Origin of the sequence: Enterococcus larvae (assembly GCF_017830045.1) — a bacterium.
Lineage (GTDB): Bacteria > Bacillota > Bacilli > Lactobacillales > Enterococcaceae > Enterococcus_L > Enterococcus_L larvae.
Genome location: NZ_JAEDXU010000001.1, coordinates 213,647 through 238,435 on the forward strand (window position 1 = coordinate 213,647; position 24,789 = coordinate 238,435).

At 39.6% G+C, this 24,789-nt stretch carries 30 protein-coding genes and 1 tRNA gene; all 31 read right to left on the minus strand.

The window, feature by feature from the left end; translation table 11 throughout:
* Positions 1-127: 127 nt before the first annotated feature.
* Complete coding sequence (locus I6N96_RS01005) at positions 128-1,702, minus strand: BppU family phage baseplate upper protein (protein ID WP_209555636.1); 1,575 nt, start codon at positions 1,700-1,702, stop codon at positions 128-130.
* Entirely contained in the window at positions 1,689-3,824 is a 2,136-nt protein-coding gene (locus I6N96_RS01010; protein ID WP_209555637.1) for a phage tail spike protein, read from the minus strand. The genes I6N96_RS01005 and I6N96_RS01010 overlap by 14 nt, the downstream gene beginning before the upstream one ends.
* Positions 3,821-4,573, minus strand: a complete 753-nt coding sequence (locus I6N96_RS01015) for a hypothetical protein (RefSeq protein ID WP_209555638.1) — start codon at positions 4,571-4,573, stop codon at positions 3,821-3,823. Before I6N96_RS01015 ends, I6N96_RS01010 begins: the two co-directional genes overlap by 4 nt.
* The gene (locus I6N96_RS01020; protein ID WP_209555639.1) at positions 4,570-8,607 is read right to left on the minus strand and encodes a phage tail tape measure protein; all 4,038 of its coding nucleotides are present in this window, start codon (positions 8,605-8,607) and stop codon (positions 4,570-4,572) included. The genes I6N96_RS01015 and I6N96_RS01020 overlap by 4 nt, the downstream gene beginning before the upstream one ends.
* 17 nt (positions 8,608-8,624) lie before the next feature.
* The gene (locus tag I6N96_RS01025) at positions 8,625-8,762 is read right to left on the minus strand and encodes a hypothetical protein (protein ID WP_209555640.1); all 138 of its coding nucleotides are present in this window, start codon (positions 8,760-8,762) and stop codon (positions 8,625-8,627) included.
* A 59-nt stretch (positions 8,763-8,821) separates the two neighbouring features.
* Complete coding sequence (gene gpG, locus I6N96_RS01030) at positions 8,822-9,142, minus strand: phage tail assembly chaperone G (RefSeq protein WP_209555641.1); 321 nt, start codon at positions 9,140-9,142, stop codon at positions 8,822-8,824.
* A 42-nt stretch (positions 9,143-9,184) separates the two neighbouring features.
* The gene (locus tag I6N96_RS01035) at positions 9,185-9,796 is read right to left on the minus strand and encodes a major tail protein (RefSeq protein ID WP_209555642.1); all 612 of its coding nucleotides are present in this window, start codon (positions 9,794-9,796) and stop codon (positions 9,185-9,187) included.
* Positions 9,797-9,799: 3 nt separating this feature from the next.
* Positions 9,800-10,201 carry a hypothetical protein gene (locus I6N96_RS01040; protein WP_209555643.1) on the minus strand — a complete coding sequence of 134 codons (402 nt, stop codon included), beginning with the start codon at positions 10,199-10,201 and terminating at the stop codon, positions 9,800-9,802.
* On the minus strand, positions 10,198-10,599 hold the full coding sequence (locus I6N96_RS01045; RefSeq protein WP_209555644.1) for an HK97-gp10 family putative phage morphogenesis protein: 402 nt from the start codon (positions 10,597-10,599) through the stop codon (positions 10,198-10,200). Before I6N96_RS01045 ends, I6N96_RS01040 begins: the two co-directional genes overlap by 4 nt.
* Entirely contained in the window at positions 10,583-10,927 is a 345-nt protein-coding gene (locus I6N96_RS01050) for a phage head closure protein (RefSeq protein ID WP_209555645.1), read from the minus strand. The genes I6N96_RS01045 and I6N96_RS01050 overlap by 17 nt, the downstream gene beginning before the upstream one ends.
* Positions 10,920-11,213, minus strand: a complete 294-nt coding sequence (locus I6N96_RS01055) for a hypothetical protein (RefSeq protein ID WP_209555646.1) — start codon at positions 11,211-11,213, stop codon at positions 10,920-10,922. Before I6N96_RS01055 ends, I6N96_RS01050 begins: the two co-directional genes overlap by 8 nt.
* Positions 11,214-11,222: 9 nt before the next feature.
* Positions 11,223-11,399, minus strand: a complete 177-nt coding sequence (locus I6N96_RS01060; protein WP_209555647.1) for a hypothetical protein — start codon at positions 11,397-11,399, stop codon at positions 11,223-11,225.
* 2 nt (positions 11,400-11,401) lie between these two features.
* Complete coding sequence (locus I6N96_RS01065; protein WP_209555648.1) at positions 11,402-12,592, minus strand: phage major capsid protein; 1,191 nt, start codon at positions 12,590-12,592, stop codon at positions 11,402-11,404.
* A 53-nt stretch (positions 12,593-12,645) separates the two neighbouring features.
* Complete coding sequence (locus tag I6N96_RS01070) at positions 12,646-13,260, minus strand: HK97 family phage prohead protease (RefSeq protein ID WP_209555649.1); 615 nt, start codon at positions 13,258-13,260, stop codon at positions 12,646-12,648.
* Positions 13,208-14,530 carry a phage portal protein gene (locus tag I6N96_RS01075; protein ID WP_209555650.1) on the minus strand — a complete coding sequence of 441 codons (1,323 nt, stop codon included), beginning with the start codon at positions 14,528-14,530 and terminating at the stop codon, positions 13,208-13,210. The genes I6N96_RS01070 and I6N96_RS01075 overlap by 53 nt, the downstream gene beginning before the upstream one ends.
* 167 nt (positions 14,531-14,697) lie before the next feature.
* Positions 14,698-16,413, minus strand: a complete 1,716-nt coding sequence (locus I6N96_RS01080) for a terminase large subunit (protein ID WP_209555651.1) — start codon at positions 16,411-16,413, stop codon at positions 14,698-14,700.
* Positions 16,414-16,890, minus strand: a complete 477-nt coding sequence (locus I6N96_RS01085) for a phage terminase small subunit P27 family (RefSeq protein ID WP_209555652.1) — start codon at positions 16,888-16,890, stop codon at positions 16,414-16,416.
* A 240-nt stretch (positions 16,891-17,130) separates the two neighbouring features.
* Positions 17,131-17,469: an HNH endonuclease signature motif containing protein gene (locus tag I6N96_RS01090; RefSeq protein ID WP_245186796.1), complete on the minus strand. Its 339-nt coding sequence runs from the start codon at positions 17,467-17,469 to the stop codon at positions 17,131-17,133.
* Entirely contained in the window at positions 17,469-17,840 is a 372-nt protein-coding gene (locus I6N96_RS01095; protein ID WP_209555653.1) for a hypothetical protein, read from the minus strand. Before I6N96_RS01095 ends, I6N96_RS01090 begins: the two co-directional genes overlap by 1 nt.
* A gap of 286 nt (positions 17,841-18,126) precedes the next feature.
* Entirely contained in the window at positions 18,127-18,402 is a 276-nt protein-coding gene (locus I6N96_RS01100) for a hypothetical protein (protein WP_209555654.1), read from the minus strand.
* A 193-nt stretch (positions 18,403-18,595) separates the two neighbouring features.
* Positions 18,596-18,668 (minus strand) — tRNA-Met (locus I6N96_RS01105).
* Positions 18,669-18,893: 225 nt separating this feature from the next.
* On the minus strand, positions 18,894-19,400 hold the full coding sequence (locus tag I6N96_RS01110; RefSeq protein ID WP_209555655.1) for a hypothetical protein: 507 nt from the start codon (positions 19,398-19,400) through the stop codon (positions 18,894-18,896).
* 5 nt (positions 19,401-19,405) lie between these two features.
* Positions 19,406-19,621, minus strand: coding sequence for a hypothetical protein (locus I6N96_RS01115; protein WP_209555656.1), 216 nt, complete (start codon positions 19,619-19,621; stop codon positions 19,406-19,408).
* A gap of 137 nt (positions 19,622-19,758) precedes the next feature.
* Complete coding sequence (locus I6N96_RS01120) at positions 19,759-19,977, minus strand: hypothetical protein (protein ID WP_209555657.1); 219 nt, start codon at positions 19,975-19,977, stop codon at positions 19,759-19,761.
* 89 nt (positions 19,978-20,066) lie between these two features.
* Positions 20,067-20,306 carry a hypothetical protein gene (locus I6N96_RS01125; RefSeq protein ID WP_209555658.1) on the minus strand — a complete coding sequence of 80 codons (240 nt, stop codon included), beginning with the start codon at positions 20,304-20,306 and terminating at the stop codon, positions 20,067-20,069.
* Positions 20,307-20,308: 2 nt separating this feature from the next.
* Entirely contained in the window at positions 20,309-20,503 is a 195-nt protein-coding gene (locus I6N96_RS01130; protein WP_209555659.1) for a hypothetical protein, read from the minus strand.
* A 2-nt stretch (positions 20,504-20,505) separates the two neighbouring features.
* The gene (locus I6N96_RS01135) at positions 20,506-21,249 is read right to left on the minus strand and encodes a DUF1642 domain-containing protein (RefSeq protein ID WP_209555660.1); all 744 of its coding nucleotides are present in this window, start codon (positions 21,247-21,249) and stop codon (positions 20,506-20,508) included.
* Positions 21,246-21,470, minus strand: coding sequence for a hypothetical protein (locus tag I6N96_RS01140; RefSeq protein ID WP_209555661.1), 225 nt, complete (start codon positions 21,468-21,470; stop codon positions 21,246-21,248). Before I6N96_RS01140 ends, I6N96_RS01135 begins: the two co-directional genes overlap by 4 nt.
* Positions 21,470-21,862 (minus strand): RusA family crossover junction endodeoxyribonuclease, encoded by a 393-nt coding sequence (locus tag I6N96_RS01145; RefSeq protein WP_209556203.1) that lies wholly within the window; start codon positions 21,860-21,862, stop codon positions 21,470-21,472. The genes I6N96_RS01140 and I6N96_RS01145 overlap by 1 nt, the downstream gene beginning before the upstream one ends.
* Positions 21,855-22,169: a hypothetical protein gene (locus I6N96_RS01150; protein WP_209555662.1), complete on the minus strand. Its 315-nt coding sequence runs from the start codon at positions 22,167-22,169 to the stop codon at positions 21,855-21,857. The genes I6N96_RS01145 and I6N96_RS01150 overlap by 8 nt, the downstream gene beginning before the upstream one ends.
* Before the next feature lie 361 nt (positions 22,170-22,530).
* The gene (locus I6N96_RS01155; protein WP_209555663.1) at positions 22,531-24,786 is read right to left on the minus strand and encodes an AAA family ATPase; all 2,256 of its coding nucleotides are present in this window, start codon (positions 24,784-24,786) and stop codon (positions 22,531-22,533) included.
* Between the last annotated feature and the right edge of the window lie 3 nt (positions 24,787-24,789).

Genomic DNA, 24,789 nt, shown 5'->3' on the forward strand with positions numbered 1-24,789 from the left:
CTGAAACCCTCGTACTTCGTTTGTATAGTTAAATTTCCTTGATGCAATACAAGCCATAGCCCAATTACAATTGACTGAATTGCTACAAGATAACTCATAACATTCTTTTTCATATCTTTCCTCTTTTCTATGTTGGGTATGGGTCATTCGTAAACCAAGTTGCAGATGCTGAACAGATAAACTGACCAGAAGCACTGTTTGTGTATCTCATAGTTCCATCTGTGTTAACATGGATTAAAACAGGTGTTGAAATATTCGTACTGTTATTTTTATTGATTGTAACTGTTTCTGGCGTCAGCGGCCTATAGCCAGCCGGCAGTGAAGCTGTTAGAAGTACATTTTCGCCAACATCAGACCAATTCCTGCTAATTCTGGTTATAGAAAGAGTGACCATTTTTCCAAATCTTGTCAAAACGGCATTGATGTTATAGCCAATTGTAAGTGTAGTGGTGTATAAGCTTAGATCATTAACACTCAACAAAGCTGATTTATCCCCTTGGCGTAAAAGAAGTCCAGTATAATCAAGAGAAAACATCGAAATAATATTATCAGTAGAATCATAGATAGTACCGACAATTGCCTGTGGGTTCATTTCCATAAAACCTTTTTGATTAGTATCTGGTATTGTATACTCTATTCGAATTTTCTCACCCTCAATAGTCATTTCCCCTGTCAAAGATGCGCTCTGAAAGACATTGACAATCTTTTCAGTGCCGGTAAGCTTCGTCCAGGCACCAACCCATACACTGTTTACAATTGTTCGGACGAATACACCGCCTCCAATATCTGCAGCGAAAACGTAGCCGTAGCTGACAGAAGCCATATATGCATAACCTCTCATACTCGTACTTGCGCTTGTCGGATAGTCTGAGGTTGCATTTGTAAATGTGTATGTCTTCATACCCGGCGCCCTGCTTAGTACAGCACTGAGAATCGTTCCGCTCTGAATCGTCGCTATTGGCCTACCATCATCAGCAGTTAACTTGTCCAATTGTGCCCGGGCTGTATCTGCTTTATTGGAAAGTTTGGCATCAACCTCCATTTTTGTGTAACTATTTTCCTTATCAGCTTTCAAATTCATAATAGTATCAATTTCCTGTTTCGTATAAATATCAAGACTATTGATTTTTTCTTCAATATCAGCGATCGCCGTTTCTAATATTGCTAGGTTCTCATTAACAAATGTCTGTATTTCGTTAACTTTACCAGTGATCTCTTCCCTGTAGTCATCAAAGGCGTCGCTTTGTTCTTTTACAACTGCAATAGCAGCTGTATACGCCTCGTTTAATTCCGAAACAAGCTTGTCATACTCTGAAATAACTGTTTCAGCTTCATCACCAGTGATATCAGCATTGTTATATACAAAAATGTCAATATTTTCGGTCGTATCACGCTTATCTCCTTTTGTTATAGAGAAATAGGCCCTTTTGTATTTTCCACTTGCTGAAAAGGCTTGTGATGGAAAGGTATAATTGAACTCCCCTATTCCGGCATCTACTACTGATATTCCTGCTGCATCCATTACCTTAGTATCAGCTGCAGTAACTGCCTCAAACTTCACTTCACAGTCTGTTAAATCAAATTGCTCAAAATTATTGGAAAGATTTATTTTGATTATTTGTAAATCCTTATCCCCAATTCGACCGAAAACAACTGGATTTATACTACTTTCTTTAGATATATCCAGATTAAATATTTTCATCTAATAGTCTCCTTTCAATTGTTTCAATCCGTTCCTGTAGATTTTCAACCATTGTGATCAGTTCCTGATTTGTTTTCGTATTTAAATTAATTTGCTTATTGACATCTATCATCAAATAATGATTATCTTCCCCTTGACGAGATAAGAACGGGCTATATTGTGCGATCATCCCGAATTGTCTTTCATCTGGACGTTGTTCTGTCTCTGACTTGTTGTAATCTGATCGCCAATCGAAATCAACCATTTTCAATTTTTTAGTCTCTTTTATTCCTTGCACAATGGTATCCTCAATGTTTTCTTTTAAACGTATGTCAGATTGATTCAATATAGAATACCCGTTCATGTTAAGGCTAGAATAAAAGTTCAGTGCCACACCATTGGGTATTGTGAAACGGCTTCTCGCTGTCAGACCTCCATTAGCTTCTAAAAGCTTTCCGACTTGTAACCCTGTGGTCAGATTACTTGTTGTTGTTCCTGTATTATCGCCCGTAATAGTAAACATACTGTTGCCGACTTTGATCCATAATTGCCCTTCTGTTGAAAGGGGAGCCACCTGTATTTGAGCGTGACTCGATAGCGATTCAATATCACTGCCTTGCTTATAAAAATTGATCCCACCGTTTTTCATTACCATAGTGTAGTAAAGCGATCCAATTGGCGCATGAGAAATAAACGTTGCTCCCTCAATTCTCCCCCCGATGATCTCACTACCCTCGATATATACACCTATAATAGTTATTGCTCTTAAAATACCCGTTGTGATCCGATCCGCAACAATTGCCCCATTATTGGTCATAGCAAGCCCATAGCTGCCATTATAGCCTGTTGAGCTGAATCCCAAACCTCCTGAATTCCACCGCCAAACATTTTTAGCTGTGTTTATATCCTGAGTGTCCATTATTAAAATTTCTTGAGGATCAGAAAGCGATGGATAAACAACGACATGACCTTTCGCCGGGTTAGTTAAAATGTCAGTGGCTTCTTTTTGTGCCTGTTCTAAAATTGAAAGATGATCGCTAATTTTTTCCTGTTCTTTCATTTGATCCGAGAATGTTTTTGACAAGTTGCTTTTTGCATTTCCCAATTCAATTGATTCATAGCGATCCAGAGAGACATTCCAAACAGTCTGAATAATTTTCGCTGTTGCATTTATCCCTAGTTCATTAAAGGCAACTGTTACGTTATCACAAAGTTCTAGGTCTTCAAGTCGTTTAATCTCTTCACTAGTCGCTGTCTGAGTAAGGTCTATGAACTTGAGTGCTAAATTGACAGAAGGAACCCCGATTGCATTCACTGTGATGTATCTTTTTGCTGCAGTTCGTAGTTGGTCAATAGTTTCAATTTCTTCGCTACTTAGGTCAACCATCTTTATTAAACGTTCGGGATATTTTGTCACATGCTCACTGTCAATATACAACTCAGGCAAAATGAGCGTTTCGTCATTTTCACCGTCTTTTCGAGCATATGGATAGACAGAAGTGAACGTATTTTCAATTGATTCTTCTTGCGTTAAATCTGTTAAGTTCTTTCCATAAGCAATCACAACCTCGCTGTCTTTTCCTGCTCTGTTCATCAAACGAATTTCGTTATTATCAAAAATGTATTCACCGCCAAAATTATCAAGGATTGAGCCTTCCGTCCCTCCCAAAGCAACTCGGGCGTTTTCGAATTTCCCTAATTCTAAAAAATCAATGCTAGACTTGGTTGTTACATCACTAAGCACTGTAAAATCTCGAGCTGGAAGCAACAATTTTTTCCATTCTTCAAGAGCATATTGAGCACTGACATTTACATGATTGTTTCCTTTTTTTAATGCTGTTTTGAATGTTAAATAACTGATATGCTCACAATAAATAGTTATCAAACCATTTAAAGGTTTAGATATAGAAACAATCTCAAATCTTTGTCCTTTTGATCGTTCGCCTGATCCTGCATCGGCTTTGATTATGCAACCTGTTTGCAACTCATGAAAAAGTGGCGAAAAAACAGGGTAAGAGAATCCTAGCGTAAAAATCCCATTTCGTTCTCTCGTTACAAGTGGTTGAATCGCATGAACTAACGCACCTAGTCCCATTGAATTGTAATTGTTATTCGTTTTTTCATATAGCAACAATGTACTCATACAGCTAATCGCCTCCAGTTCGGTGTTACTTTTAAATTTTGAATTGCTGAATTGATATAAAATTTATTTTTCCCTGGCTGTAGCTTCGGCGGCTGGTAGCCATTCTGTGTGATTAAAATAGACTTTGAAATATTTTGTCCGCCCTCTCTGTACGCAATACCAACTGTGCTGTCTATCGTTATGTTCCCTTTTCCAATCGTCTTATCAACTTGAAAAAGATTTCCATTAATGATAATTGACCCATTTGCTATCGCATCAAAATAGAAAGACAGAACAGGTTCGGAAAAGTAACTTTCCGGATTATTCAAACTGCTACCATTTGTAACAGAAATGGGAAAGGCTCCCGACGATTTAAACATGTATGGTTGAAAGGAAAAGGGAATTTGGAAGTCCAACCAGCCTGCAGCCTCTTTCGGCGCTGTAATTGATCCTAAGCAGACAGCTTTATAAAAATAATCCGGAATCTCAGAAAAATAGAAATCGGTGTAATCACTATTTTCTTTTAACCATTCACCAACTCTTTGAAATTTCAGGAAAATATTTTCTCCTCTATTTTTCTTCATTCTTACAGATAGACTTCTTTCGATGTCATCCTTACGATCGCGTGAAATGAGTAGACGGCGATTCAGCCCGGGGGCTGTTTCAATGAGCACATCGTCACTTGACAGGATTAGTTCAAATCCTTGTTTCAACTTAATATCAAAATCAAGTGATTTTCTATTATTCATAATAAAATATGGCTCTATCATGCTAGACGCCCCCTCAGTCTTCTTTCTGTATTTTCTGCCAGTTTTTCAGATAATCGGTTTATGTCATCATCCGAATGAATATGAATATTATCAAAATTAAAGTTAAAAACTGGCTTACTGGTAATGGTTGTGTTTTTTGTCGTAGTTTGTTGATCATCTTGTGTTCCCATCGCTGACAATTTTTTAAAAGGAATAGGTTGTAACATTCCAGCGTTAACACCCGTACCCGATTCGTATTCATAATTTTTAAATTTCGCTCGTGTCATTCCGGCAGGCATTACCTGGGTACCGAGTGGTGCATCATCTATATAAACATTGCGCCCCTGAGGAACAAACCAATCGCCGCCCGGAAATCTGACTGCCTCTCGGTACAACGATCCTGATTGATCGTTTACAAGCATATTGCCTCCAGGGTGGTAATTCGTTCCCTTTTCATTTACTTCAAGCGATTTGCCACCCGGACCTCTTACATACTGTTCTCGTGTAATTACATCAATATAGACTGTTTTTCCGTTTACGCTATTAATAGCATTTTGCGCCGATGTTGCGCCGGATGTGTCTGCTTGTAGGTAAATATTTTTAATGGAATCCGGAATATTTTCCCATGCGTTGTATGTAGCTTTCGATGATGATATTTTACTTTCTAAATCTGAGTTGTTTGCTAGTAGTTCCTTTTGTGTTGGTGTCAAACTATTAAAATGTTGTAATGCTTCCTCTGATCCTAGCAATTTTAAAATTAAGTCTGAGTTTTCCATACCTAACTCTTTTTCTAAAATTTTGAAGTTGTTCCAATTACCTGTTTCAGCGATAGCATCCAGAGTTTTCATCATCGCAACATCATTATCAACTGAAAGCATTTTTTGCTCGACAGTCATTTCATTCCATTTTCCTGACTCGCCCAGAGCAATCGATACCGTTTCGTGAGCATTTGTATTCAGTTCTGCGTGTTTAAGAATGTATTCGATGTCATTCCATCCACTTTCGGATTGAGCTGCCTCCATAATCACTTCATTCACATTGGTCTTAAGGGTTCCTGTTTTTTCGTCATAGACTAAGCTGTTCCATTTTTCATTGCCTAAAATTGCCTCTTGTGTCATATGCTCAGTAGAAGTTGCTAGAATCGTGCTTGCTTCCTCAAAATCTGAACTAGCCGCAATAGCTTTACTGGAAATTTCCTGATAATTTAGCCCATGCTGCTTAAATACTGCCTCAATTTGTGCTGTATCATAGCCCATAGCTCGCAATGCTTGTGCATATTTCTGTCCGAGTTCTTCCGTCATAGCAACGTTTGAAGCTTCGAGTCTGCTCATTTCCTGTGAATATTCTGCAGCGCTGATTAGACCAGCATCTTTCGCCTCAGTGATCTGTTCCACTTGTTCTTTATAAGACTCTGTTTGCTTGCGAAGGGCATTTCCAATCGAACCTGTGAAGTTTTCTAATTGTTGCTGTGTCATCTTTTGAACATTACTGTTCATACCATTTAGGATTGATTCCTTTTCTTTTCCTGAAATCTTTAGTAGGTTTAATTCCGCCTCTATCATTGATTGTCTATTTGACAAAACAAGGGCTTTTTCTTCTGCAGTAAATTTCGATGTATCGTTTTTATGTCGTTCATAGATAGATGCGACTTGATCAGCCATACGCCCTGTAGCTTCTACAACTTCGTCGGTCATTGCTTTTTGAGTTTCGGCATTTTTCTGTGCTGATTCTTGTAGGTGTTCTGGTAACGCATCTGCCATTTCCTGAATTGCTTCGTTGGTTTCTGCCGCAGTCTCTTTTATCTGTTCCTGCATATCCCGGAAAGAGTTTATTACCTTTTCGGCGCTCCCATCAATACCCAGTTCAAATCCCTGCATAGCTACCATGCTATCTGTAGAAAACCCTTGAACTTCTAGTAAGGTTTTATCCATTTCCTCGCCAACATCAAAGCCCCAACGGTTTACACGTTGTGAGGAGTTCCACGCTTCTTCTCCCCAGAGTTTCCATACAGCCGTTCCAACCACTAGAGCACCTGCCGCAATTCCTAGAGGAGAAGTTAAAAGCCCTAAAGCTCCTGTTGCTCCAGTAACACCACTAGTTGCCCACACAGCCGCTTTAGCAAATAAGCTCATTGAGCCTGTTGCTCCAGCTACTGAATTGGCAGTTGTCACTGTTGCAGCACTTGCTGCGGAACCTGCTGACTCTAGCCCTAATAATCCAGATCTAGCACGCCCTACCCATTGGACTGCTTTACCAGTCCCAGTGATTATTCCACCAAGACCTTTAGTTAGTCCTCCTAGGAATGTCAATACTGGTCCACCTGCAACAACGATACCCGTTAAGCCCAAAGCAAATTGTTTAGTTTCAGGTTTAGCATCAGCAAATTTTTGAATCATATCTTTTATTGATTGAATCAAGGGGCCTGATTTTTCCAGGGTATCAGCTATTACCGGTAATAATTCATTTCCAAATGTAATTGCTAAATTATTGATTTTATTTTTTGCAAGTTCGATCTGATTTGCTGTGGTAGCAAATTTATTTTCGGCCTCTGCATTTAAAGCGTTGTTCTCTTTCCAAGCAGTATTAGACAGATCAACAGCTCCGGCGAAAAGCTCACTGGCATTGCTGGCGCGCAATAACGAATCTCGCAGGCGAACCTCAGTGATTCCCATGTCGTCAAGCACTTTTATTGCGCTTGTGCCTCGCTCTTCTGCAGTTGATAAGCCTTGAATAAATGCTCCCAAGGCTCCTGTTGCGTCGTCTTTAAACGCTTGGGCGAACTGTTCTCCGCTCATGCCTGCAACGTCTGCAAAGTCTCTTAGCTTGCCCTCAGCATCCGCAGCGCTTTTATACATTTCACTCATGCCTTTTTTGCCTAAGCCTAAATAATTCGATAGATTTTGTGCTTCTTTTCCACCCGCGTGGAACGCCGCTGAAACCTGCTCCATGGTCACACCATTTGCTGACGCAATCTGCTCCAGTTCGTTAAAAGCACCAGCACCTGTTTCTGCTGCTAATTGCATATTAATAAGTGCTTTAGAAATTGCTGATCCTCCCGCCTCAGCTTCCAAACCTACTGAAGATAAAGCAGCAGATAAGCCTAAAATATCGGACTGAGACATTCCAACTTGTGAGCCTGCAGCACCTAGTCGCATAGCCATGTTCATAATATCTGCCTCTGTAGTGCTGTATGAGTTCCCCAAGGCGACGATAGAAGATCCTAAACGATCATATTCAGCAACAGCCCCTTTAGGGAGGGTGACATTCACAAATTTAGCAAGTTGGCTGGCACCTTGTTCTCCAGCTAGATTGGTGGCTGTACCAAGTTTTGCAATGGTTTCCGTGAAGCTTTCAATCTCTGGCGTCTTAATTCCCAATTGTCCTGCCGTAGCTGCCAGCTGTGCAAGGTCCGCAGCAGAAGTTGGCACACGCTCAGACATTGCCCTGATTCCGTCAGAGAGCGCATTAAGCTCTTCTGCTGTTCCATCAACGGTTTTAGTAACATCTGCAAATGAATTTTCGTAATCAATAGCAGCTTTTGCGCCTAAAGTCATGACACCACCAACTGCTGCCCCAGCAATTGACCATTTTTTCCCAACGGAAATCATACCGTCCCCGACTTTCGTCATCGTGTTTCCGGCGGACTCCATGCCTTCGCCAACACGTCGCCATCCGCTGTTTTGATAATTGATTTGAGCATTCAATAAATCATGCTGTCGCTGTAGTTCTTGGATAGATAATGCAGTCTCGTTGTAGCTTTGGGCGGCTAACTGTGCTGCTCGGCTGCCCTCTCCCTGAGTAGCAATTGCTTCGCGATATCGTTGATCATATACTCCTAATGCTTGTTGTTGCAGATTTATTTGTTTGGTAAGAGCGCCTAATTGTGCTGAACTGGAAGAAGTTGATGTTCCAAAACCCGTTATACCCTTCGATGCCAACTGCGCTTCGGATTTCGCTACTTTCAGTTCTCGTTTTAACGCTGTAATATTCTTATTAAAATCAATCGTATCAAGCGCGACCTTCGCACTCAGTACACCTAAATTCCCACTTGCCATTTATTTGCCCTCCTTCCCTAAAAATTGAGCTGATCAGCATATTCAATGACAGGACCATCTGTCATCCCCTGCTGCCAATTTCCAAATTCTAAATCAAGCATCTGAAAGTAATCTTCTTTATCAATTCTTTCTGGAAGCCAACCATATTTTTCCATGAGATATTTATAAAATTGCTTGATAAAAATATCTGGATCGATGGCATCAGAGTCGGTTTCTACTTTCCCGACTCGTCTGTTACGACCTCTCTTTTTCCGTCATTTAGTTGGATGCTCATTAGCACCTGAGCAAAGAACATGAAAAATGTAGTCGAGTCGACGACTTGAAAACCTGTTTCAAATTGCTTTGATGAAATATTAAAATATTCGCAAATAAGATTCACGGCTTCATCCATTTCCTCTGTTGGATAATCGTTGCCTAAGAAATCCCCAGCATTATATTTCTTTAGAATCTCTGTTGCCCTTCTAAAAAGCCCGAAATTGATAGGCTGGCTTTGAATCTTCTTTTCTTTACCTTTGATTGTCAAAATTAAATCCATACCTGATGCTCCTTTCAAAAATAAAGAAGGTTAGTCAAAAGACTAACCTTCTGGGATTGTATTGATTGCTGCAGGCTCCGTTACTTCTTCAAACCATTTCTTTGTTACTTCTGTAACATCAGTTTTCTTGCCATCGTCATCCAATTTGTAATTGAAAAGCCCGTCATAATCACGACTAATTGACTTTCCTGTCAAAGTTGGCGTCTGGTAATTGATTGACTCTCCTTTTGTCTGTGCATCTTCCGTGAATGGTTGAAAGCGAGTTTTGTATAAAATACGGTACTGATACCCACCACCCACACCTTTAGAGCGTGGCATACGAAACGCCAGAGCTCCGTATGGGGCTGAATCTTCTGTTGTTGCCTTTACGCCACCCAGACTATCTTTTTGTCGCCCCAGCAACAATGCCTCTTTATCAGGTAATAAATCATTGATATTCAAGCTCACATCATAAGAAGTGACTGCTGTTTCTGTCTCGTCAATTGAGTCATCTGCATATAGGTTTCCTTCTGCTAATTGTGGGGTAAGAGTCAATTGAATCGCTTTTGCTAATTTAATAGGCTCCTTGTATGTTGGTGCTTGTGCTGCGTTTTCCTGATCGGTTTCTACGTCCATTTCGAACCAATATAAACCATTAATACCAATTTTAGCCATGTGCTATTTTCCTTCTTTCTTGTATATTTCTTGTTCTATTTCTTGTGAATAAATCAATGCTCGCTGGATCGTATTCTCTGTTTTATCAAAAATAAGAGGCGAACTCACAACTCTTAAAAAACCAAGGTGCTTCATTTTTCCGTCAATAAAATTCTGAATATTCCCATGACTGCCATCTTTTGAAAAAAGGCTAATCTGGAAAGTTACGACACTTGTTTCCTCCTGATCATCAGCAAACATTCCTGGAATATTTTCAAGCTCGTAGATTGCAATAGCAGGATAGGCGAGCGCAGGCAATTTATTTGCAGATATGTTTGGTACACCTTGTACTCTTGCCACCCACTCAACAACTTCTGGAATAGAAAGAACCCCATTCACGATATCTGCAGTAAGCTCAATAATCATAAATTTAACAATCCTTTCATTCCTTCTTGTTGTTTCCTTAATACCTCAGATTTCTTAGCAGTGATGGAGCGCTGTACAATATTCTGTGGACGCTGGTAAACTGTGCCAAACTCAACAAAGTACATTCGCCAAGCTACCTTTTTATTGAAGCCTACTTCGACATATTTTTCATCAGTAGCACCACCTTTTATTGCTGTGATTTCTACGTTATCTCTTGCGTGCCCTTCACCATATCTGTGAGACGATCCATTTGAGACATTTGTATTCTGTTGCATTTCACTTTTTAGCGGCTCAGCAGATTCTTTCAAAACATTATTCAAACCTTTGTTAACCCTTTGTTCCGTCAAATCTAAATTCCTCATGACTTCATCTATATTAAAATCAAAGCCTTCCGCCATTTGCTAACACCTCCCCGAAAACTATCAATTCTTTGCGGTCGCCTACAGGGTCACCCACAGAAACAATGCTGTAAAAATCGCCTTCAAAGTCAAAACTCATTGAGTTATCAATATCTTTGTTGTATCGCATAGCAAGTCGTACCCGTTTGATTGCAAGCGTAGCAGCTGAACCTTCTTTTTCCTTACTGCTACTGATAACATCCCGGACATTACACCATTTCTTTTTTTGCTCAGTCCATGTGGGCACAAGGTTTCCGCCCTTATCTGTAGTATAGTCAGAAGCAACATAAAACTGTACAGGGCGACTATACGAGGCAATCTTACTCATCTGACTCACCAATAGAATACTTGATTGAATTGACAAGTGCTTGAATTGATAAAGGGAAGGAGGCGACCGATTGAGCATCCGTAGCTTCACCCCTATGTTCCATGAGATACATAACCATCGATGACAAGACGAGTGGCAAAATTTTACTATTCTTATCGAATGCTCCGGCATTTTTCACGATTTGAATAGATGCGTCTAAATAGCTCCGGACAATTGTTTTTTCTTCAGCCTCCCATTTTCCAGAAAACATCAGCTCGTCAATTGGTAGAATGTCTTTATCTGCCATGCTTTAGCCTCATTTCTCAAGCGTAATTTTTTCGTCTTTTACCTTTTCAAAAAAATCGCCGCCGAAAACTTGTAGATTATCTTCAGCTTCGGCAGCACGTTTTGCAGTGAAATTGATTTCTTGCCCTACAGCGTAAATCTCACTTGTTTTTTTATCCTTAAATTCCTTTAAAACTACATATTTCATGTTTACCCCTCCGGAATCGTGGTAGTTGAGATTTTACCAAATACTGCTGCATTATCATCCCATAGTTGAACATCGAAACGATCAATTACACGAACATCGGTAGTGTTACGAGTAAATGATTTTCCACCCGTATCTGTCGCTTTGATTTCATAAACACCGCGATCGAATAGGATTACTGCTTCTTTCAAATCCCCTAAGAAAATCGGCGCCTTGTCTGATTCAGTAGGTAGGAATTTGTTGCCTAAGACAGTAACCGGGTATTTCCCGAATAGCTGCATTTTTGTTGCATCTGTTGGTGTTGGTTGCAGAATATATTTTCCATCTTTATCTTTCAACTTATCCAGGTAGTTAAAGCCATCCTGATTCGTTACAACTCCCGAAGTAATTAATAGAGCTGGGTCCAATGTCACATTAAAAACATCTTTCAAAGAATCCACATCACTAATATCGGCTGTTTGCGGCAACGTCTTGAGTAATGTTAAAATGACAGCATTTCGAGTGATGACAGATTTCTTTGCAATCCATTTATAAATATAAGTCAATAGATTTGCATCTGAATCCTGCAACAAGGTGTTAGGGATTGGCAAAATACCTGCATAATCCTTAATGCTGTATTTTTTATTCGCAAATTTAGGATTTTCAACTTCTGCGATTTCGTCCCATTCTTCAATGTTCGCAAAAGGTGTGATATCTGCAAGCTTTTCGAGTACACGGCTCCCGCTTTTCGTGCTAACTCGCTCAGTTGTCACAAGGTTTTCAAGAGCAACGAAAGTGCGACGCAGCTCATTTATTTTCGTTTGAACATCGATAGGAATAATTAAGCCGCCGTCTTCATCTGTCGACGAGCTGAAACTCCTGATTTCTTTCACACGATCAAAAATCTGTTCATCGTCTGCAGTAATCGTCTTCCCTCGAACTGCTTTTAAAAATACCGCGTTATAACGTTTTTCGACTTCCTTGTTATCCAATTCAGAAATGGATCGTTCGTCTGGTAGTGTAGTTTTTTGCTCTACTGGGTCGATTTCGGGATTGTCCAACTCGCGCGCTTCAAGTGTCAAATCGAGCTTTTCACGTGCTTCTTTCAGTTCATCCTTTAATCCTCGCAACTCTTCCGCAGACGATCCAGCATTTACAGCTTCATCAAATGCCTTCTTTTTTGTTGCTACTTGTTGACGTAGTTCTCTTTCGTTCATATTTTTACATTCCTCTTTTCTGATTTTTAGGCTAAAAAAAGCGTTCCAACTCCTTAGCTGTACGCTTCTGCCTCAATTTTTAATAATTCAATTTCTGTATTAAGTTTTTTTCGTTCCAGTTGCTCGACTTGATCCCGACTTCTTGACCCAATTACCGCCTCTGTATCCGAATATGCAGGTGTGGTGACGATAGAAACATCATAAATTTTATTTATGCGTCGGATAGTCCGTATATATTCCGCCCCATCTTTGTCAGTCTGTTCCCACTCCTCCGACTCTGGATCGCTTGACACTGTAAACGCGAAGGAACATTGATTTACTATTCCCTGGCGGATGTTCTCGAGCAAGTCTGCTGAATAACTTGTTTTCGTAGGTTTTACACGGAAACGTAATCCAATAGCATCGATTTCAATCTCTAAGTTGATGCCTGAACGTCCTAAAATTTTACTTTCTTCATGATTGAACAACGCTGTCACATTTGAAATATCCGTATCCTTTAGTGCTTCAGGAGCAATTTTCTCCCGGAACCACCCGCCTAACAATTCACTCATTCGATTAAACTTAAGAGCATACCCCTCAATATAATCAGTCTGATTTTCTGGATCATTTCGCAGTTCAATTGTCGTTGTTGTTTGTCTGATCTCCTTCGTCCCCGTTTTTATTTTCATTTTCTAACTCACCTCCCTTCATGGCTTCAAACATCTTATCAACTCCAGCCTTAGCATTTTGATAGCGAACTAAATTATCAGCTTGTGTCCAATTCAGTGTAATAAATGGTGTTTTACTCCATTCAGCATCATAGGGGCTGGATTCATTTTCTGCTCGAATGTCATCAAGCGTTTTAGCCCCGGTTTCTGCTTGAATTTTATGAACCTCTGCCCGCGTTTTTGAATCTCCTCTCAATTCACTATCAAGATTGAATTTTATATAATGTTCTTCTTCCTGCTCTTTTTCAGTGAATATCTTGGTATTAAACTCTATTTCTATGCGGGTTATCCATGGCTGCAAAGCATTTTTTACATACTCTAAAGACTGAATTTCTGAATTGGAATACGTCGCTCGTCCCATCTCATTTATTTTATGAAGAGGGACTTTATAGATTGCAGCAATTTTCTGGGTATTAAATTTTTGAGAATCAATAAACTGCATATCTTCGTTGGTTATACCAAGTTGCTGATATTCCAGCCCGCTATCAATGACGGCGATTGCGTCCGATCCGTTCACACGTTTCCATTCATCTTTAGCCTTTTGCTTTGCGTCAGCTGCCAGCATACCTGGAACTTTGAGAATACCTTTAGGAGTGCCTCCATGTTCTAAAAGATTTTTATTGTAATCATTCGCCAACTCATTCGACTGTACCCGCTCAGCAATAACCCTAATCGGTGATTTGCCGATGATTCCGTCTCTACTGAACCCTTTCACATGAATAACTTCCCAGGGGTGTAACAGCCTATTTTTATTCTCTATTGTAGTCTGATAATAGAGTGCTCCTGTCAATTGATCTTTCACGGGCTGTGTACTGTTCGGCAGGGGTAGCAACGCTTCAACTTCTCCGTCCTTGTCAAATTTCATTAATGAATAGTGGTTCCCATCAAGGAGCACATCGACCATAAGCAGCTTGAAATAATCACTGATATTCATATATTCATTTGGGCGACCTGTCAGAAGCTTCGCTAATTTGTTATCTTTTTTTCTAATCCTAACTATTTTTTCATCGTCTTTACGGTACAGCTTAACTGGTAACTTCGCCACGTCATCCGACAAAATATTGACACACGTATAAATGTCATCAAATGTATCGGCGTTATCAACACGAACCGTTTTTCTTTTCGATCCGAAAAGTTCAGTTAAAAAGTTAAATCCGCCAGTTTGTAGTTGAGCTTCACTTCTTGTATCCTTCCGTTGCTCAGTTTTAGGAAATAAACGATCAACAATCATTTTTTATCCCCCCGTTTCTTACTCAAGTTGACTGCGTTGTATGCGCAATAACAACCAGCTAAAAAAATAGCTAAATCCTTACTAAGTCGAAACAGCGGTATAAACATCAAAATGATTCCCATTAAAAAAAATAAGTCTATTAAAATATTTTTCATTCTCTCCACCTCTCAAAAGCTGAAATTATCGCCCAAAATATACTCATTCAAATCTATTTTTTGATTGTCGTACATCGCCCGAGCATATGCATTTATTACAGCTGCTACAGGATCGATGCGATTTTTACTTACCTTCTTACCAACCATCACATTTTCTTGTTCGTCCATTTTCAGAACAGCATTTCCGAGCGCCCATTTTAAAAGGGGGTCACCGAAATGCTCGACTTTTCCGCTGTAAATTGCTTCTCTGAATTCTTTTGTCGGTATACTTAATTGAGCAATTGATTGTGGAATTTCTACGACAGGTACACCTTCAGCCTCTAGCTCTTGAGCAATATGAGTGGCATTCCATTTGTCATAACCCAATTCACGAATACTAGAAGAATTGAAAAAGTCCAATATCCACTTTTTGACAAATCGATAATCTACGATTTCTCCATCTGTTAGTGTCAGGAAACCTCCTTCTACAAACAAATCGTATCTCACTTTATCTTTACTCATTCGTTCTTTGTATTTTTCAGAAGGCATAAAAGAGTGTTGGAAAACTCGGAATTTTCCACCTCTGACTGCCACAATCCCTACAGAAGTTAAGTCCGTCGTCATAGATAAGTCCATTCCAGCATAGATAGACCACCCCTCAACTAATGTCGTCATCTTCTCTGTAGTCTTAATTTTACAAGCGTTCCATTTTGAAAGGTCCATATATCCGCTTTCTGATTGACTCAACCACATATTCATGTTTTTAGTAAGAAAGGATCTCATCTTCTCCGGTTGCTCTTGAGCTTGCTTTAGTGCACTTCTCAGAGCCTCCACGCCTCTTTCATATGTCGCAACTATAGGATTTGCTTTAATCCAATTCGATTCATCATTCACGTCGTCGCCTTCATCCAGTTCATAGATTGCTACAAAGATTTCGTCATTCTCTGTATCTTTATCCGGATTTAAGATATCTGAAAAATACTCATAGTCAGAATAACAAGGAACAGATAGGTCCAATCCAGCTGTTGTTATGGTAGTTAACAGAGGGCTTTTTCTTGCTAGCATTCCGGTCTGTTGGGTTTCTTTCAATTCGTTTGTTTGATTGTCTTTATATTCATCCAATACAGCTACAGACGGGTTTGTCCCTTCCCCAGTTTTTCTAGCTTCCTGAGATAATGCCTTGATAATCGAACCATTTTTTACCACTCTGATCATGTTGTATGAATCGCTGTATTTACCTTTTAGCATTTCAACCTTATCAATTTGCGCCAAGACCTCGTTATATACTAAGTTCGATTGATCGCGCGTCCAACAAGAGATGTATATTTCTTCTTGTTCCTCGGATAGAAAAGCGACAAACGAGAGAACAATTGCTAAAAATTGAGATTTTGCATTTTTTCTCGCAACTTGGATGTAAGCCTCCCTGAATCTTCTAAAACCTGTCGACTTTCGCTTAAAACAAAAAATATTGGCCGCCAAAAATAATTGATAATCTGTCAATTTGATATGTTCTCCTGCCAGCACACCCTTTGTGTGCTTAAACATTCCCGCCCAACGGTTAAACTTAAGTAGTTCATTCCAATCCACAAAAAAAGGATACTCAGGTTCAGTTACCTGATGCAGGTCACTATAAAATCGCTGAATCATCCATTTTACTTTTTTACATGCTTTTATTTCATCCTTTTGGATGTCATCAGCATATTGCATAACTCTTTTTTGCAAGTCTTCTCGTTCTTGTTCTAATTTCACCTATAAACTACCTCCAAACAATTTTTCTTCAGGAGTTTTTGGCGTTTCAGGCTCTTCCTTTTTCGGAACTACCAATTTTACCCTACTGCTGATGGTCAAACCTAGATCCGTCGCAGCTGCTCGCGCTTGCTTGTTATACCGATCCTGTATTTTGGTCAATTTCTCAAACTCTACAATATTTTCAATCATATCCAGTTTTCGAAGTTTTTTAGTGGTTTGCTGGTGCATATACTCTGCATAGACGTATCTACCTAATGCATCAGTGTCTAGATTTGTCAGAATGCCAATCTCTATAAGCTCTAAAGCGATTGAATTAAATCTTTTTTTTAAAGCTGCTGTCAAATAAGAAGGTGCTTCGATTTTATCGGCAGGCGCCTTTATTTCCTCTTTTTTTCTTCGGTCAATTTCTTCTTTAGTCAGGTGCTTTCGCCCTTCCATGACTACTAATTCAATTGGTTTTTTAGGTCTTCCTGCCATTTTTTCAGAACCTCCTTTTCTTAATCTTGTTATTTTTATCTTTTATCACATATTTCATTTTTGATACCCCTTGAAAAAAATGACTATGATTGTTTTACCCATGAATAAGAACCCTTTTATATCAACGTTTAAAATTCCATAAAAAAACTGAATAAAGGGAATTTTGTGCGAAGTTAGGAGGGCGTTCTTTCGTAAGCCTATTTTCAAAACATTTTAAGGGTGGAGGGGTGTTATTTTATTTTAATAGTCCATCATATCTGACAATCGAGTTTTCCTGTTGTGGCATGATGCACATAGCGGCTGCCAGTTTGCTTCATTCCAAAACAGCTCTTCATTTCCTTTATGAGCCGCCTTGTGATCCACTACCGTTGCTAATACTGGCGTTTTATGTTGCTTATATATATCAGCGCACAAAGGATTACGAAGTAGATAAGCTTTGCGTTCTCTTCGCCACCTAGAATTATACAAACTCTTCCGACTCTCTCTGCTTCGGTCTGCGTGATCCTCGCAATACATATCTGTTGTCAGTTTGCTGCATCTCGGAAAGCTACAAGGCTTCTTAGATTTCATTGCCATCATTATTCCTCCGGACGTTTTGTGATCAACCCTGTATTATTCTTTACAGCCATGGTATAGGTGGTTGGGTCATACGGGCCGTATTCAACAACTAAATTATCAAATACTTTTATTTGATCTTCTAAGCCTTGTATGTATTCGCTAAGGTTTCCAGTTGTATTGATTAGTTTTAAAATCTCTAAGATTTGCTGATTATACAAACGCAAGCCTATTGCAGCTTTGATAGCTTCCTTTTGATTCTCCATTACATCCTGTGCTTGTTCTAACAAATGAAGATACTCATTCACTAGTCTTGGCTGTTCAATCATCTTCTCTTGTGTGTCTGGTCTTGGTTGTGGTCTGTCAGGTCCTGGTGGTACACATTTTTTTGGCATAATATCTTCCTCCTCGAAGCTACTTCCTTCCTTTTTTCATTGCTGCCTTGTTTCTTTCTTCTGCAACCTTGTAGTCCTCTTTCCTCTTTAAAAATTCTCTTTCATGCGCCTTGCGCTTCTTCGATAACATCGAATTTTCAGCGCTAAACCTCTGCTCAATGAATCGAAAAAACAACAGCCCTACAAGAATCTGGCCTATCATAAACAAAAGCCACAGTATCGAGATACTCCATATAATGTCAGTCATGCTTATCTCACCTTCTTTCTGTACTAAAAGAGACCCCGGTTAGGAGGCAGTGCCTTTCCACTTTGCAACGAAATGCTTTTCAACGTCCTTAATCTCATCTATCAAGCTATTTATCTTTTCGCTCCACGCATCATTTAGAAAAGTGCATTCGCCCTCATCATTCAGATATACATATTCTTCTCCCGTTCCTGCGTAGTTCCTAACAGTAGCTCCTTCAAAGAAATCAATACTTCTCAATTTATCCAAAAGCGTTTTAAGAGATTCTATCTTTTTTAAGTCTGTCTCAAACTCTTGTTTCACTTCTTCGATAGTCATGCTTACTCCTCCTTATTCAAAATAAATAGACCGCCTAAGCGATCTAATCAAACTATGTACTAGCAATCTACACGATGACCAACATGTGCCATCTGCCATTTTCCCTTGTACTTCGGGAGCCCCCTCCAACTTCCTCGATTGCTAAAGGGTCACGATCCTAAATGCCATGCCTGGTCATCTAGGTGCTCCCTAATGGACGCTACAGGATTCGAACCTGTGACTAAACGGTTATGAACCGTCCTCTATGCCATCTGAGATAAACGTCCAAAAAAATGCACCCACGGATTGAATAAGGAATCGAGGAGTTGGATCACCTCTTTCTTTATTTGTTTCCATGAGTGCTTGATCACTAATTTATATAAACAGCCGTGTGAAAAAAAGTAGGGTTGTTTAAAACTTAACTTAAAAAAGGAGTTACACGGCTGTTTAAACTTATTTCACGCTATCATAGTAACACTTAAATACTGACATTTGTTGACAGCATTTTGACATCAAGAAAAATCAATCGCATCAATCCCAAAAAGAAGCACTGACATATCTCCGATTGCCTCTTTGGTATCTCTGTATATTGTTCTTTGATCAACAAACTTTTTTTCACACAGCTGTTTAACTGTCAATTTCTCATCAACCAGGTAGCGATATTTCAAAACCTCAAAGCGGCGTTTTTCCTCTGGCAAACCCTTTCCACAATTCCATTCATAAGCAATAAGCATTTTATCTACATGGTTCATCATTAACATTGTTTTTTTGCGGTAGATTGTCAAACTTTCCAAAGTTAGATTCTCTAAATCAAATTCTGGGTAATCCAGCGGAATTGCCTCCGTCATTGTCGAGTCACACAAATCTTTTAATTTCCTGTAGTTTTTCAAAAGAAGCTCAGTATTGCGGAGGTTTCTTGCTTTTTCTTCTTTTTTCTTTTTGGCGTTTTGTTTCTCGTGCTCATTCAATACAGCCTGAGTTACAATCTCCAGTTGATGTTTCGTCAATCCTTTTGACATTCGCTTTACCCTCCAAATCTGACTACATCGGAATTTATTTTTCGTTCTTTCTTGCATCTCTTGCAGATTTGTATATCCTTGAAATCTGGATATAAACTCGTGGCAACCATTTCCTTGTCATAAGTGATCCAGTCATGCTGCTTATTCGGGCAAAGGACCTCTTCCATTTGCTGAACCCGATGAGCAAGAAAAGCCAGCTGCTTCTTTTTTCTAAATATCATTTCTGCTCCTCCTTTTCGCAATCCTCCATCATGCTGAGCACCTTCTCCATTCCGACTATATAAGATAATGCCATCAGATACAGAACTCCGAATATTTCGATTAATAGATTATTCATTCTTCTGGTCCCTTTCAATTATTAGTCATGTGGCTCTAAATAACTTTTTAGGTAACGCATGTTCTCTTCGATTTGTTTTCGTTGATTCTCAAAATAATCGTTCAAGGTTTTATCATCAACAGAAAAATTATTTCGATTATGCCAAGTATTTTCTAGCTGGATACTATGCTCATAGATTGTTTTCGCATGATCCTTTATATAATTGATACGCAACTGGTTGTATCCGTAAGCCTCTTCCATTTAGAGCACCCCCAACACACCAGCAATGATCAGCAAAGCGAAAAATACAAGCCAAGGATTATTGTTTAAGTATTCCCACAAGTTCATAATTATTCCCCTTTCAATGCGACATACCATCGAAAAATATCATCATGTTTCAATTTCAAAGAAATAGCATATAAATCTTCGCCTAATTTTGAATCGATGACTCCATCTTCTACTAGCAAATCTGTAAAATAATATCGATCTCCATCTAAGCTCTTTATGAAATAGCTAAGTCCCTCTGTGAGATTATCCTCTTCAAATTTCAACAAAAAGCGAACTGCTGGAGCTGGTATCATTGTTTTCATCTTCAATCCTCCCTCAATACGCTCAAAGCCCTTTCAACGCTTCGGTCTGATATATCCACCTGATAGCCTTGCAGATACGCTGAGAGCTTCTCTGCTCGCCCTCTTCTCTTTGTTACCGCCACCGGTACACCATCAACTGATACAACGTGACGGAGTGGTCCGTTATACTGCTTAACCTTTGTGATTAATATTTCCATAGCTATTCCTCCTCAACCTTCACTGCAAACGGCAAGTAACGTTCGTCGATTGCTTTGATTTCTGATTCAGTGAACTTCATCTTGTATCCATCTACCTCGCCTAAAGAATCGGTAAAGTACTCATCATCATCAATGTCACAACACAGATACTCTTTTGCTGTGATCTTCACATAATAAAGCTGCTCCTGCTTAACTGTGTAGTTGCCAGTGATATATGCAACAACGATTTCCCGCGTTTCATCCTCTGTCCAGTAGCGATTATCACTGTCATATAGACCTCTATTATTTAACAAATCTTGTACTTTGTAGCCTCTTTTTTTGGCATAATCAAGATAGTTAATAATATGCGGCGGAAACTCAACAGGCTTGTTCTGCTCATCATACGCATCAGCTTTCTTCTGCAGCTCTTCCTGCTCCTTTTTTAGTTCTAAAGGCGATCCATATGTGATAACCTCGTCTAACACTTCTTCAGCTGATTTACTACAAACACCTTTAAAACTCTTTTGAAGTTTGACATAATTTACAGAATCATCAATTACATCAAGTATATCTGCAATACTGAGTTGATTTTCTGCTTGCTCTGCTTCTACTTCTTTGATTAACTGATACAGCTTTTCATAATCATCAATTATAGTAAGAGTCGAAACGAAAGCAGGTTCGCCCCATTTGTACGATTGCTCTTTCCTTGTATGCAAGTAACTACGTTGTACTGATATTGCCTTTTTCAGTTCTTCCACCTTGCTCATTTCATCCCACTCGCTTTCTTATACTGCTGATCTAAGTATCCTAGTAACATGCTCATTTGCTGCTTTACTAACTCGTGATTGCCGTACTTGTTGCATAGCTCCCCGGCAGACTTCACAACATGATCCCAGTATTCATCAGTGAAAATTGAATGCTGTTTTACCACTTCGTTGATCTGGTCCATCCAGATGGTCACATCTTGAAAAAATGCTCTGTAGTCCATCAAACCGCCTCGATTCGAATATAAATACCAGGTATGTTTGCCCAAAATTTTTCAGTGATCAAACTTACCACATAGCTATCATCTTTCCAGAACCCTAGTTTAGTCATACAATCCTGCAACAGCTTATTACTGTTGTCTAAATCTGGCTTTGTCCACTTGTATTCCCCATCCTTGTGTTTTCCAGTCGCAGGGAAGCACCACTTTACGGTTAGCCTTACAGGAACTAAGTATTTTTGCTCTGGGACATGCTTAGATAAATGAGCCATCAGTTTTTCTCTAGTCGCTTGTAATTCTGGTGGCTCATAAAATTTTGGTTTCCCGTTTATCACGGTTACCTTTTTTTGTTGATGAGTCGTTTGAGGTGGAATCATAGGCATGAAAAACTCAATCAAGTTCATTCCCCCACCTTTCATCATCAGGAATATCTCTTACCCACGTACCGCCATGTGTATAATGTCCCTCATTATCTTCATCACCGTAGAATATCCCTTTCCATTTTCCAGTCTTAGGATTGAATTCCACATCTCCAGATTGCTTGAATTGGTCCCAGACGTAAGCTAAAATATCAGGCTGCTGGATAAGCCACTGAACTGTTTCGCTTTTAGTAATATCAAAATCTTTATCTGGGAGCTTATGAAACGATGGTGGCATGAATTTTCCGACATTCAATTTCTTACTTCTTTTCTGAAATTTTGCCATTTTACATCCTCCTCTGTAAATCGTAATCATTCTTTTTTAATCTTCGAGAAATTTTTCTTTGTCAAAGGACAGGGAAGGAGTTGTTGTTGTGCGTGAGCTATCGCACAACTACTTACCCCTATGACCTATGGAGGGAAACGGAAATTATATTATTTATATAATATGTTTTTTCCTTCCCTCGGAAATTATCGAGGATTCTCGACTTTTTCCCTCTAAATCGCCTTAGGGAAAAACACCGATAATTTCCCTGAGAAATGAAAGGAAATTTCTCGATAATTTCCATCTGAGGGAAAAGGAAAATATTCGACTTTTTCCCTGTAACTTTATTAAACTAAGGAAAGGAAATTATCGAAGTTTTTCCCTACTTTCCCTGTGTCTGATTATCAGATTTCAGACCAATAACGCCTTCATCAATCCAAAATCCACCATGTTCTTTTACACGATTTCGAACAGTTTTTTCTGTTACGCCCATGTATTCAGCCATATCTTTTGTAGTGACATCCCCGTTTATAGTGCAGGCATCAAAAGCGGTCTTTACTGCTTCTATGCGTTCTTTCTTCTTATCCTTCGGGTCTTTCTTCTTACCAAGATTCTTTTTCCATGTTGGCTGCTCATCTCCTGGCTGAATATCTGCCAAAATCCCTGTTGTATCAACTGTATGCCTTGGGTATTCAAACCACATATTAATTGCATCAAACTTGGGAAACTCCCGAAGAGTCCCTTCAATACGCCATGCAGACTTCGTATTTGCTAGTTGTTTCGCGTCGTTCACAGCCTTTGTGACATCCGCTTTATACTTCGAAGGAATACCGACTTTCGCATGTTCTGACATTTGAAACTCACTCATATAATCATCATCTGAAATATTTTCATCCATATAATCCGGATTGTATTTCCGAAAGGCTTCTTCATAAGCTGTACAAGCTGCCTTGCCTTTCTGTGCCTTCTGCAAGTCCTCTGACAGCTCCAATTCTACTAAGTCAATTAGCGCATCCGGATCTCTGGCAAACACTCCTGAACCAGAAGCACGGTCCATCGATTTCTTACCGCCTTGTGAGCCTTTTGAATGGTGGTGACAGTAGATGACCGCACAACCTAATTCTGTGGCCACCTTATCAAACTGATTTGTAAAATGCGCCATCTGATCCGCGCTGTTTTCGTCACCGGTAAGCACTTTATAAATTGGATCAATGATAACAGCGATATAATCCTTCTTAGCCGCACGTCTGATAAGCTTTGGAGCCAGCTTATCCATAGGCACCGTTTTTCCTCTCAAGTTCCAAATATCTATGTTGTGGAGATTGTTTGGCTGCCATCCTAGCCCCTCATAAACATCTTTAAACCGATGCAATGCACTGGGACGGTCTAATTCAAGATTGACATAGAGGATTTTTCCTTGAGTGCAATTCCAGCCGATCCATTGCCGACCTTCAGCAATTGCAATACTCAACTCAATCAGTGCGAATGATTTACCAGCCTTCGATGGTCCGGCCATAAGTAGCTTGTGCCCTTGCCTTAACACACCATCAATCAGAACCGGTGCCAATTCTGGCAAATTATCCCAATACTGATCTAACGATTCTGGATCTGGCAGATCGTCGTTAATGCCTTCAATCCATTCATGCCATTCTGCCCAGTTACCCTTGCCGATGTTTGTCCCAATAAGAAACTGCTTCTTTCCATTACGTGTGACCCCTGGCATTCGTGAAAGTCTGGAAGGATTCCTGTTTTGTCTATCAATATTCAGCCCATTCTTTTTACAAACTTCATAGAGATAGTCAACCCGCTTCCTGTACTCTTCATAGTTGGCAGCATCTACTTTTACAATAGCGTGAATAGATTTTCCGCCAGAATGAACCAAAGCAGCAACCGGTAATTCTAGCTCATGGATAATTGCGTTCTGCTCAGAGAGATCCATGTTATCCGATTCTACCAATGCATATTTGAACTCAGTTACGTTGTCATTCCTTACGCCCTTTCCATCGAAAGGATTAAATCTGATCCATGCCCCCGCTTCTTCTGTGTAGTCTCCAAGAACAGAACCGATATCGTCATTACATTGGTTCAAGAGCCGAATAAGCTCACCAGCGTTACGATCATATGACCCTTTATTTCCTGGCTTCCATTTATTATCATTCTCATCGAGCCAAGACTCTACGTTATAGGCAACTGTCTCAGACGGTTCGAAAAGAGCATCTAAATATCGGACAAGCTCTCTGGCTGGGCTCCAATTTCTTGGCTCATACACTTCTTTTTTCTCTAGCCAATTTTTATCGACAACCACAAGATCATCTTTATCAATTGAATCGCCCCAGTCTAATTCATGCCCACCGCTTTCAAATGTAAAGGCTGGTTTCCACCCTTGATCCTTGGCGTATTGGACAATCGTCCCACCGGTAACAGGTGCCCCAGTTCCTTGTCCTTGGAAGCTATCCCATTTTTTCCAACATTCGCCGGAATTATATCTGCCAGCATCCTGTTGGCTCCATAAGTCCCAATCAGCTGCCGTATATCCTTCTTCTTTTAATGCCATTCCCACATTGACCCATTCCTGATAATCCAGCATAGATGGATCAATGTGAGCTAATAATTCGGTTAAATCTAAAGTAGATTCCATGTT

Excerpts from the sequence above, each read along its gene's own strand:
- I6N96_RS01040 (WP_209555643.1), bottom strand. The coding sequence starts at position 10,201 with ATGATTATTGAGCTTACTGCAGATATCGTGAATGGGGTTCTTTCTATT.
- I6N96_RS01155 (WP_209555663.1), bottom strand. The coding sequence starts at position 24,786 with ATGGAATCTACTTTAGATTTAACCGAATTATTAGCTCACATTGATCCA.
- I6N96_RS01050 (WP_209555645.1), bottom strand. The coding sequence starts at position 10,927 with ATGAGTAAGATTGCCTCGTATAGTCGCCCTGTACAGTTTTATGTTGCT.
- I6N96_RS01005 (WP_209555636.1), bottom strand. The coding sequence starts at position 1,702 with ATGAAAATATTTAATCTGGATATATCTAAAGAAAGTAGTATAAATCCA.
- I6N96_RS01065 (WP_209555648.1), bottom strand. The coding sequence starts at position 12,592 with ATGAACGAAAGAGAACTACGTCAACAAGTAGCAACAAAAAAGAAGGCA.
- I6N96_RS01020 (WP_209555639.1), bottom strand. The coding sequence starts at position 8,607 with ATGGCAAGTGGGAATTTAGGTGTACTGAGTGCGAAGGTCGCGCTTGAT.
- I6N96_RS01130 (WP_209555659.1), bottom strand. The coding sequence starts at position 20,503 with ATGGAAATATTAATCACAAAGGTTAAGCAGTATAACGGACCACTCCGT.
- I6N96_RS01135 (WP_209555660.1), bottom strand. The coding sequence starts at position 21,249 with ATGAGCAAGGTGGAAGAACTGAAAAAGGCAATATCAGTACAACGTAGT.
- I6N96_RS01045 (WP_209555644.1), bottom strand. The coding sequence starts at position 10,599 with ATGGCGGAAGGCTTTGATTTTAATATAGATGAAGTCATGAGGAATTTA.
- I6N96_RS01100 (WP_209555654.1), bottom strand. The coding sequence starts at position 18,402 with ATGACTATCGAAGAAGTGAAACAAGAGTTTGAGACAGACTTAAAAAAG.
- I6N96_RS01090 (WP_245186796.1), bottom strand. The coding sequence starts at position 17,469 with ATGATGGCAATGAAATCTAAGAAGCCTTGTAGCTTTCCGAGATGCAGC.
- I6N96_RS01150 (WP_209555662.1), bottom strand. The coding sequence starts at position 22,169 with ATGGCAAAATTTCAGAAAAGAAGTAAGAAATTGAATGTCGGAAAATTC.
- I6N96_RS01055 (WP_209555646.1), bottom strand. The coding sequence starts at position 11,213 with ATGGCAGATAAAGACATTCTACCAATTGACGAGCTGATGTTTTCTGGA.
- gpG (WP_209555641.1), bottom strand. The coding sequence starts at position 9,142 with ATGGATTTAATTTTGACAATCAAAGGTAAAGAAAAGAAGATTCAAAGC.
- I6N96_RS01125 (WP_209555658.1), bottom strand. The coding sequence starts at position 20,306 with ATGAAAACAATGATACCAGCTCCAGCAGTTCGCTTTTTGTTGAAATTT.
- I6N96_RS01025 (WP_209555640.1), bottom strand. The coding sequence starts at position 8,762 with ATGGAAAAATATGGTTGGCTTCCAGAAAGAATTGATAAAGAAGATTAC.
- I6N96_RS01015 (WP_209555638.1), bottom strand. The coding sequence starts at position 4,573 with ATGATAGAGCCATATTTTATTATGAATAATAGAAAATCACTTGATTTT.
- I6N96_RS01120 (WP_209555657.1), bottom strand. The coding sequence starts at position 19,977 with ATGGAAGAGGCTTACGGATACAACCAGTTGCGTATCAATTATATAAAG.
- I6N96_RS01140 (WP_209555661.1), bottom strand. The coding sequence starts at position 21,470 with ATGGACTACAGAGCATTTTTTCAAGATGTGACCATCTGGATGGACCAG.
- I6N96_RS01035 (WP_209555642.1), bottom strand. The coding sequence starts at position 9,796 with ATGGCTAAAATTGGTATTAATGGTTTATATTGGTTCGAAATGGACGTA.
- I6N96_RS01010 (WP_209555637.1), bottom strand. The coding sequence starts at position 3,824 with ATGAGTACATTGTTGCTATATGAAAAAACGAATAACAATTACAATTCA.
- I6N96_RS01070 (WP_209555649.1), bottom strand. The coding sequence starts at position 13,260 with ATGAAAATAAAAACGGGGACGAAGGAGATCAGACAAACAACAACGACA.
- I6N96_RS01085 (WP_209555652.1), bottom strand. The coding sequence starts at position 16,890 with ATGGCAGGAAGACCTAAAAAACCAATTGAATTAGTAGTCATGGAAGGG.
- I6N96_RS01110 (WP_209555655.1), bottom strand. The coding sequence starts at position 19,400 with ATGTCAAAAGGATTGACGAAACATCAACTGGAGATTGTAACTCAGGCT.
- I6N96_RS01075 (WP_209555650.1), bottom strand. The coding sequence starts at position 14,530 with ATGATTGTTGATCGTTTATTTCCTAAAACTGAGCAACGGAAGGATACA.
- I6N96_RS01095 (WP_209555653.1), bottom strand. The coding sequence starts at position 17,840 with ATGCCAAAAAAATGTGTACCACCAGGACCTGACAGACCACAACCAAGA.
- I6N96_RS01115 (WP_209555656.1), bottom strand. The coding sequence starts at position 19,621 with ATGATATTTAGAAAAAAGAAGCAGCTGGCTTTTCTTGCTCATCGGGTT.
- I6N96_RS01060 (WP_209555647.1), bottom strand. The coding sequence starts at position 11,399 with ATGAAATATGTAGTTTTAAAGGAATTTAAGGATAAAAAAACAAGTGAG.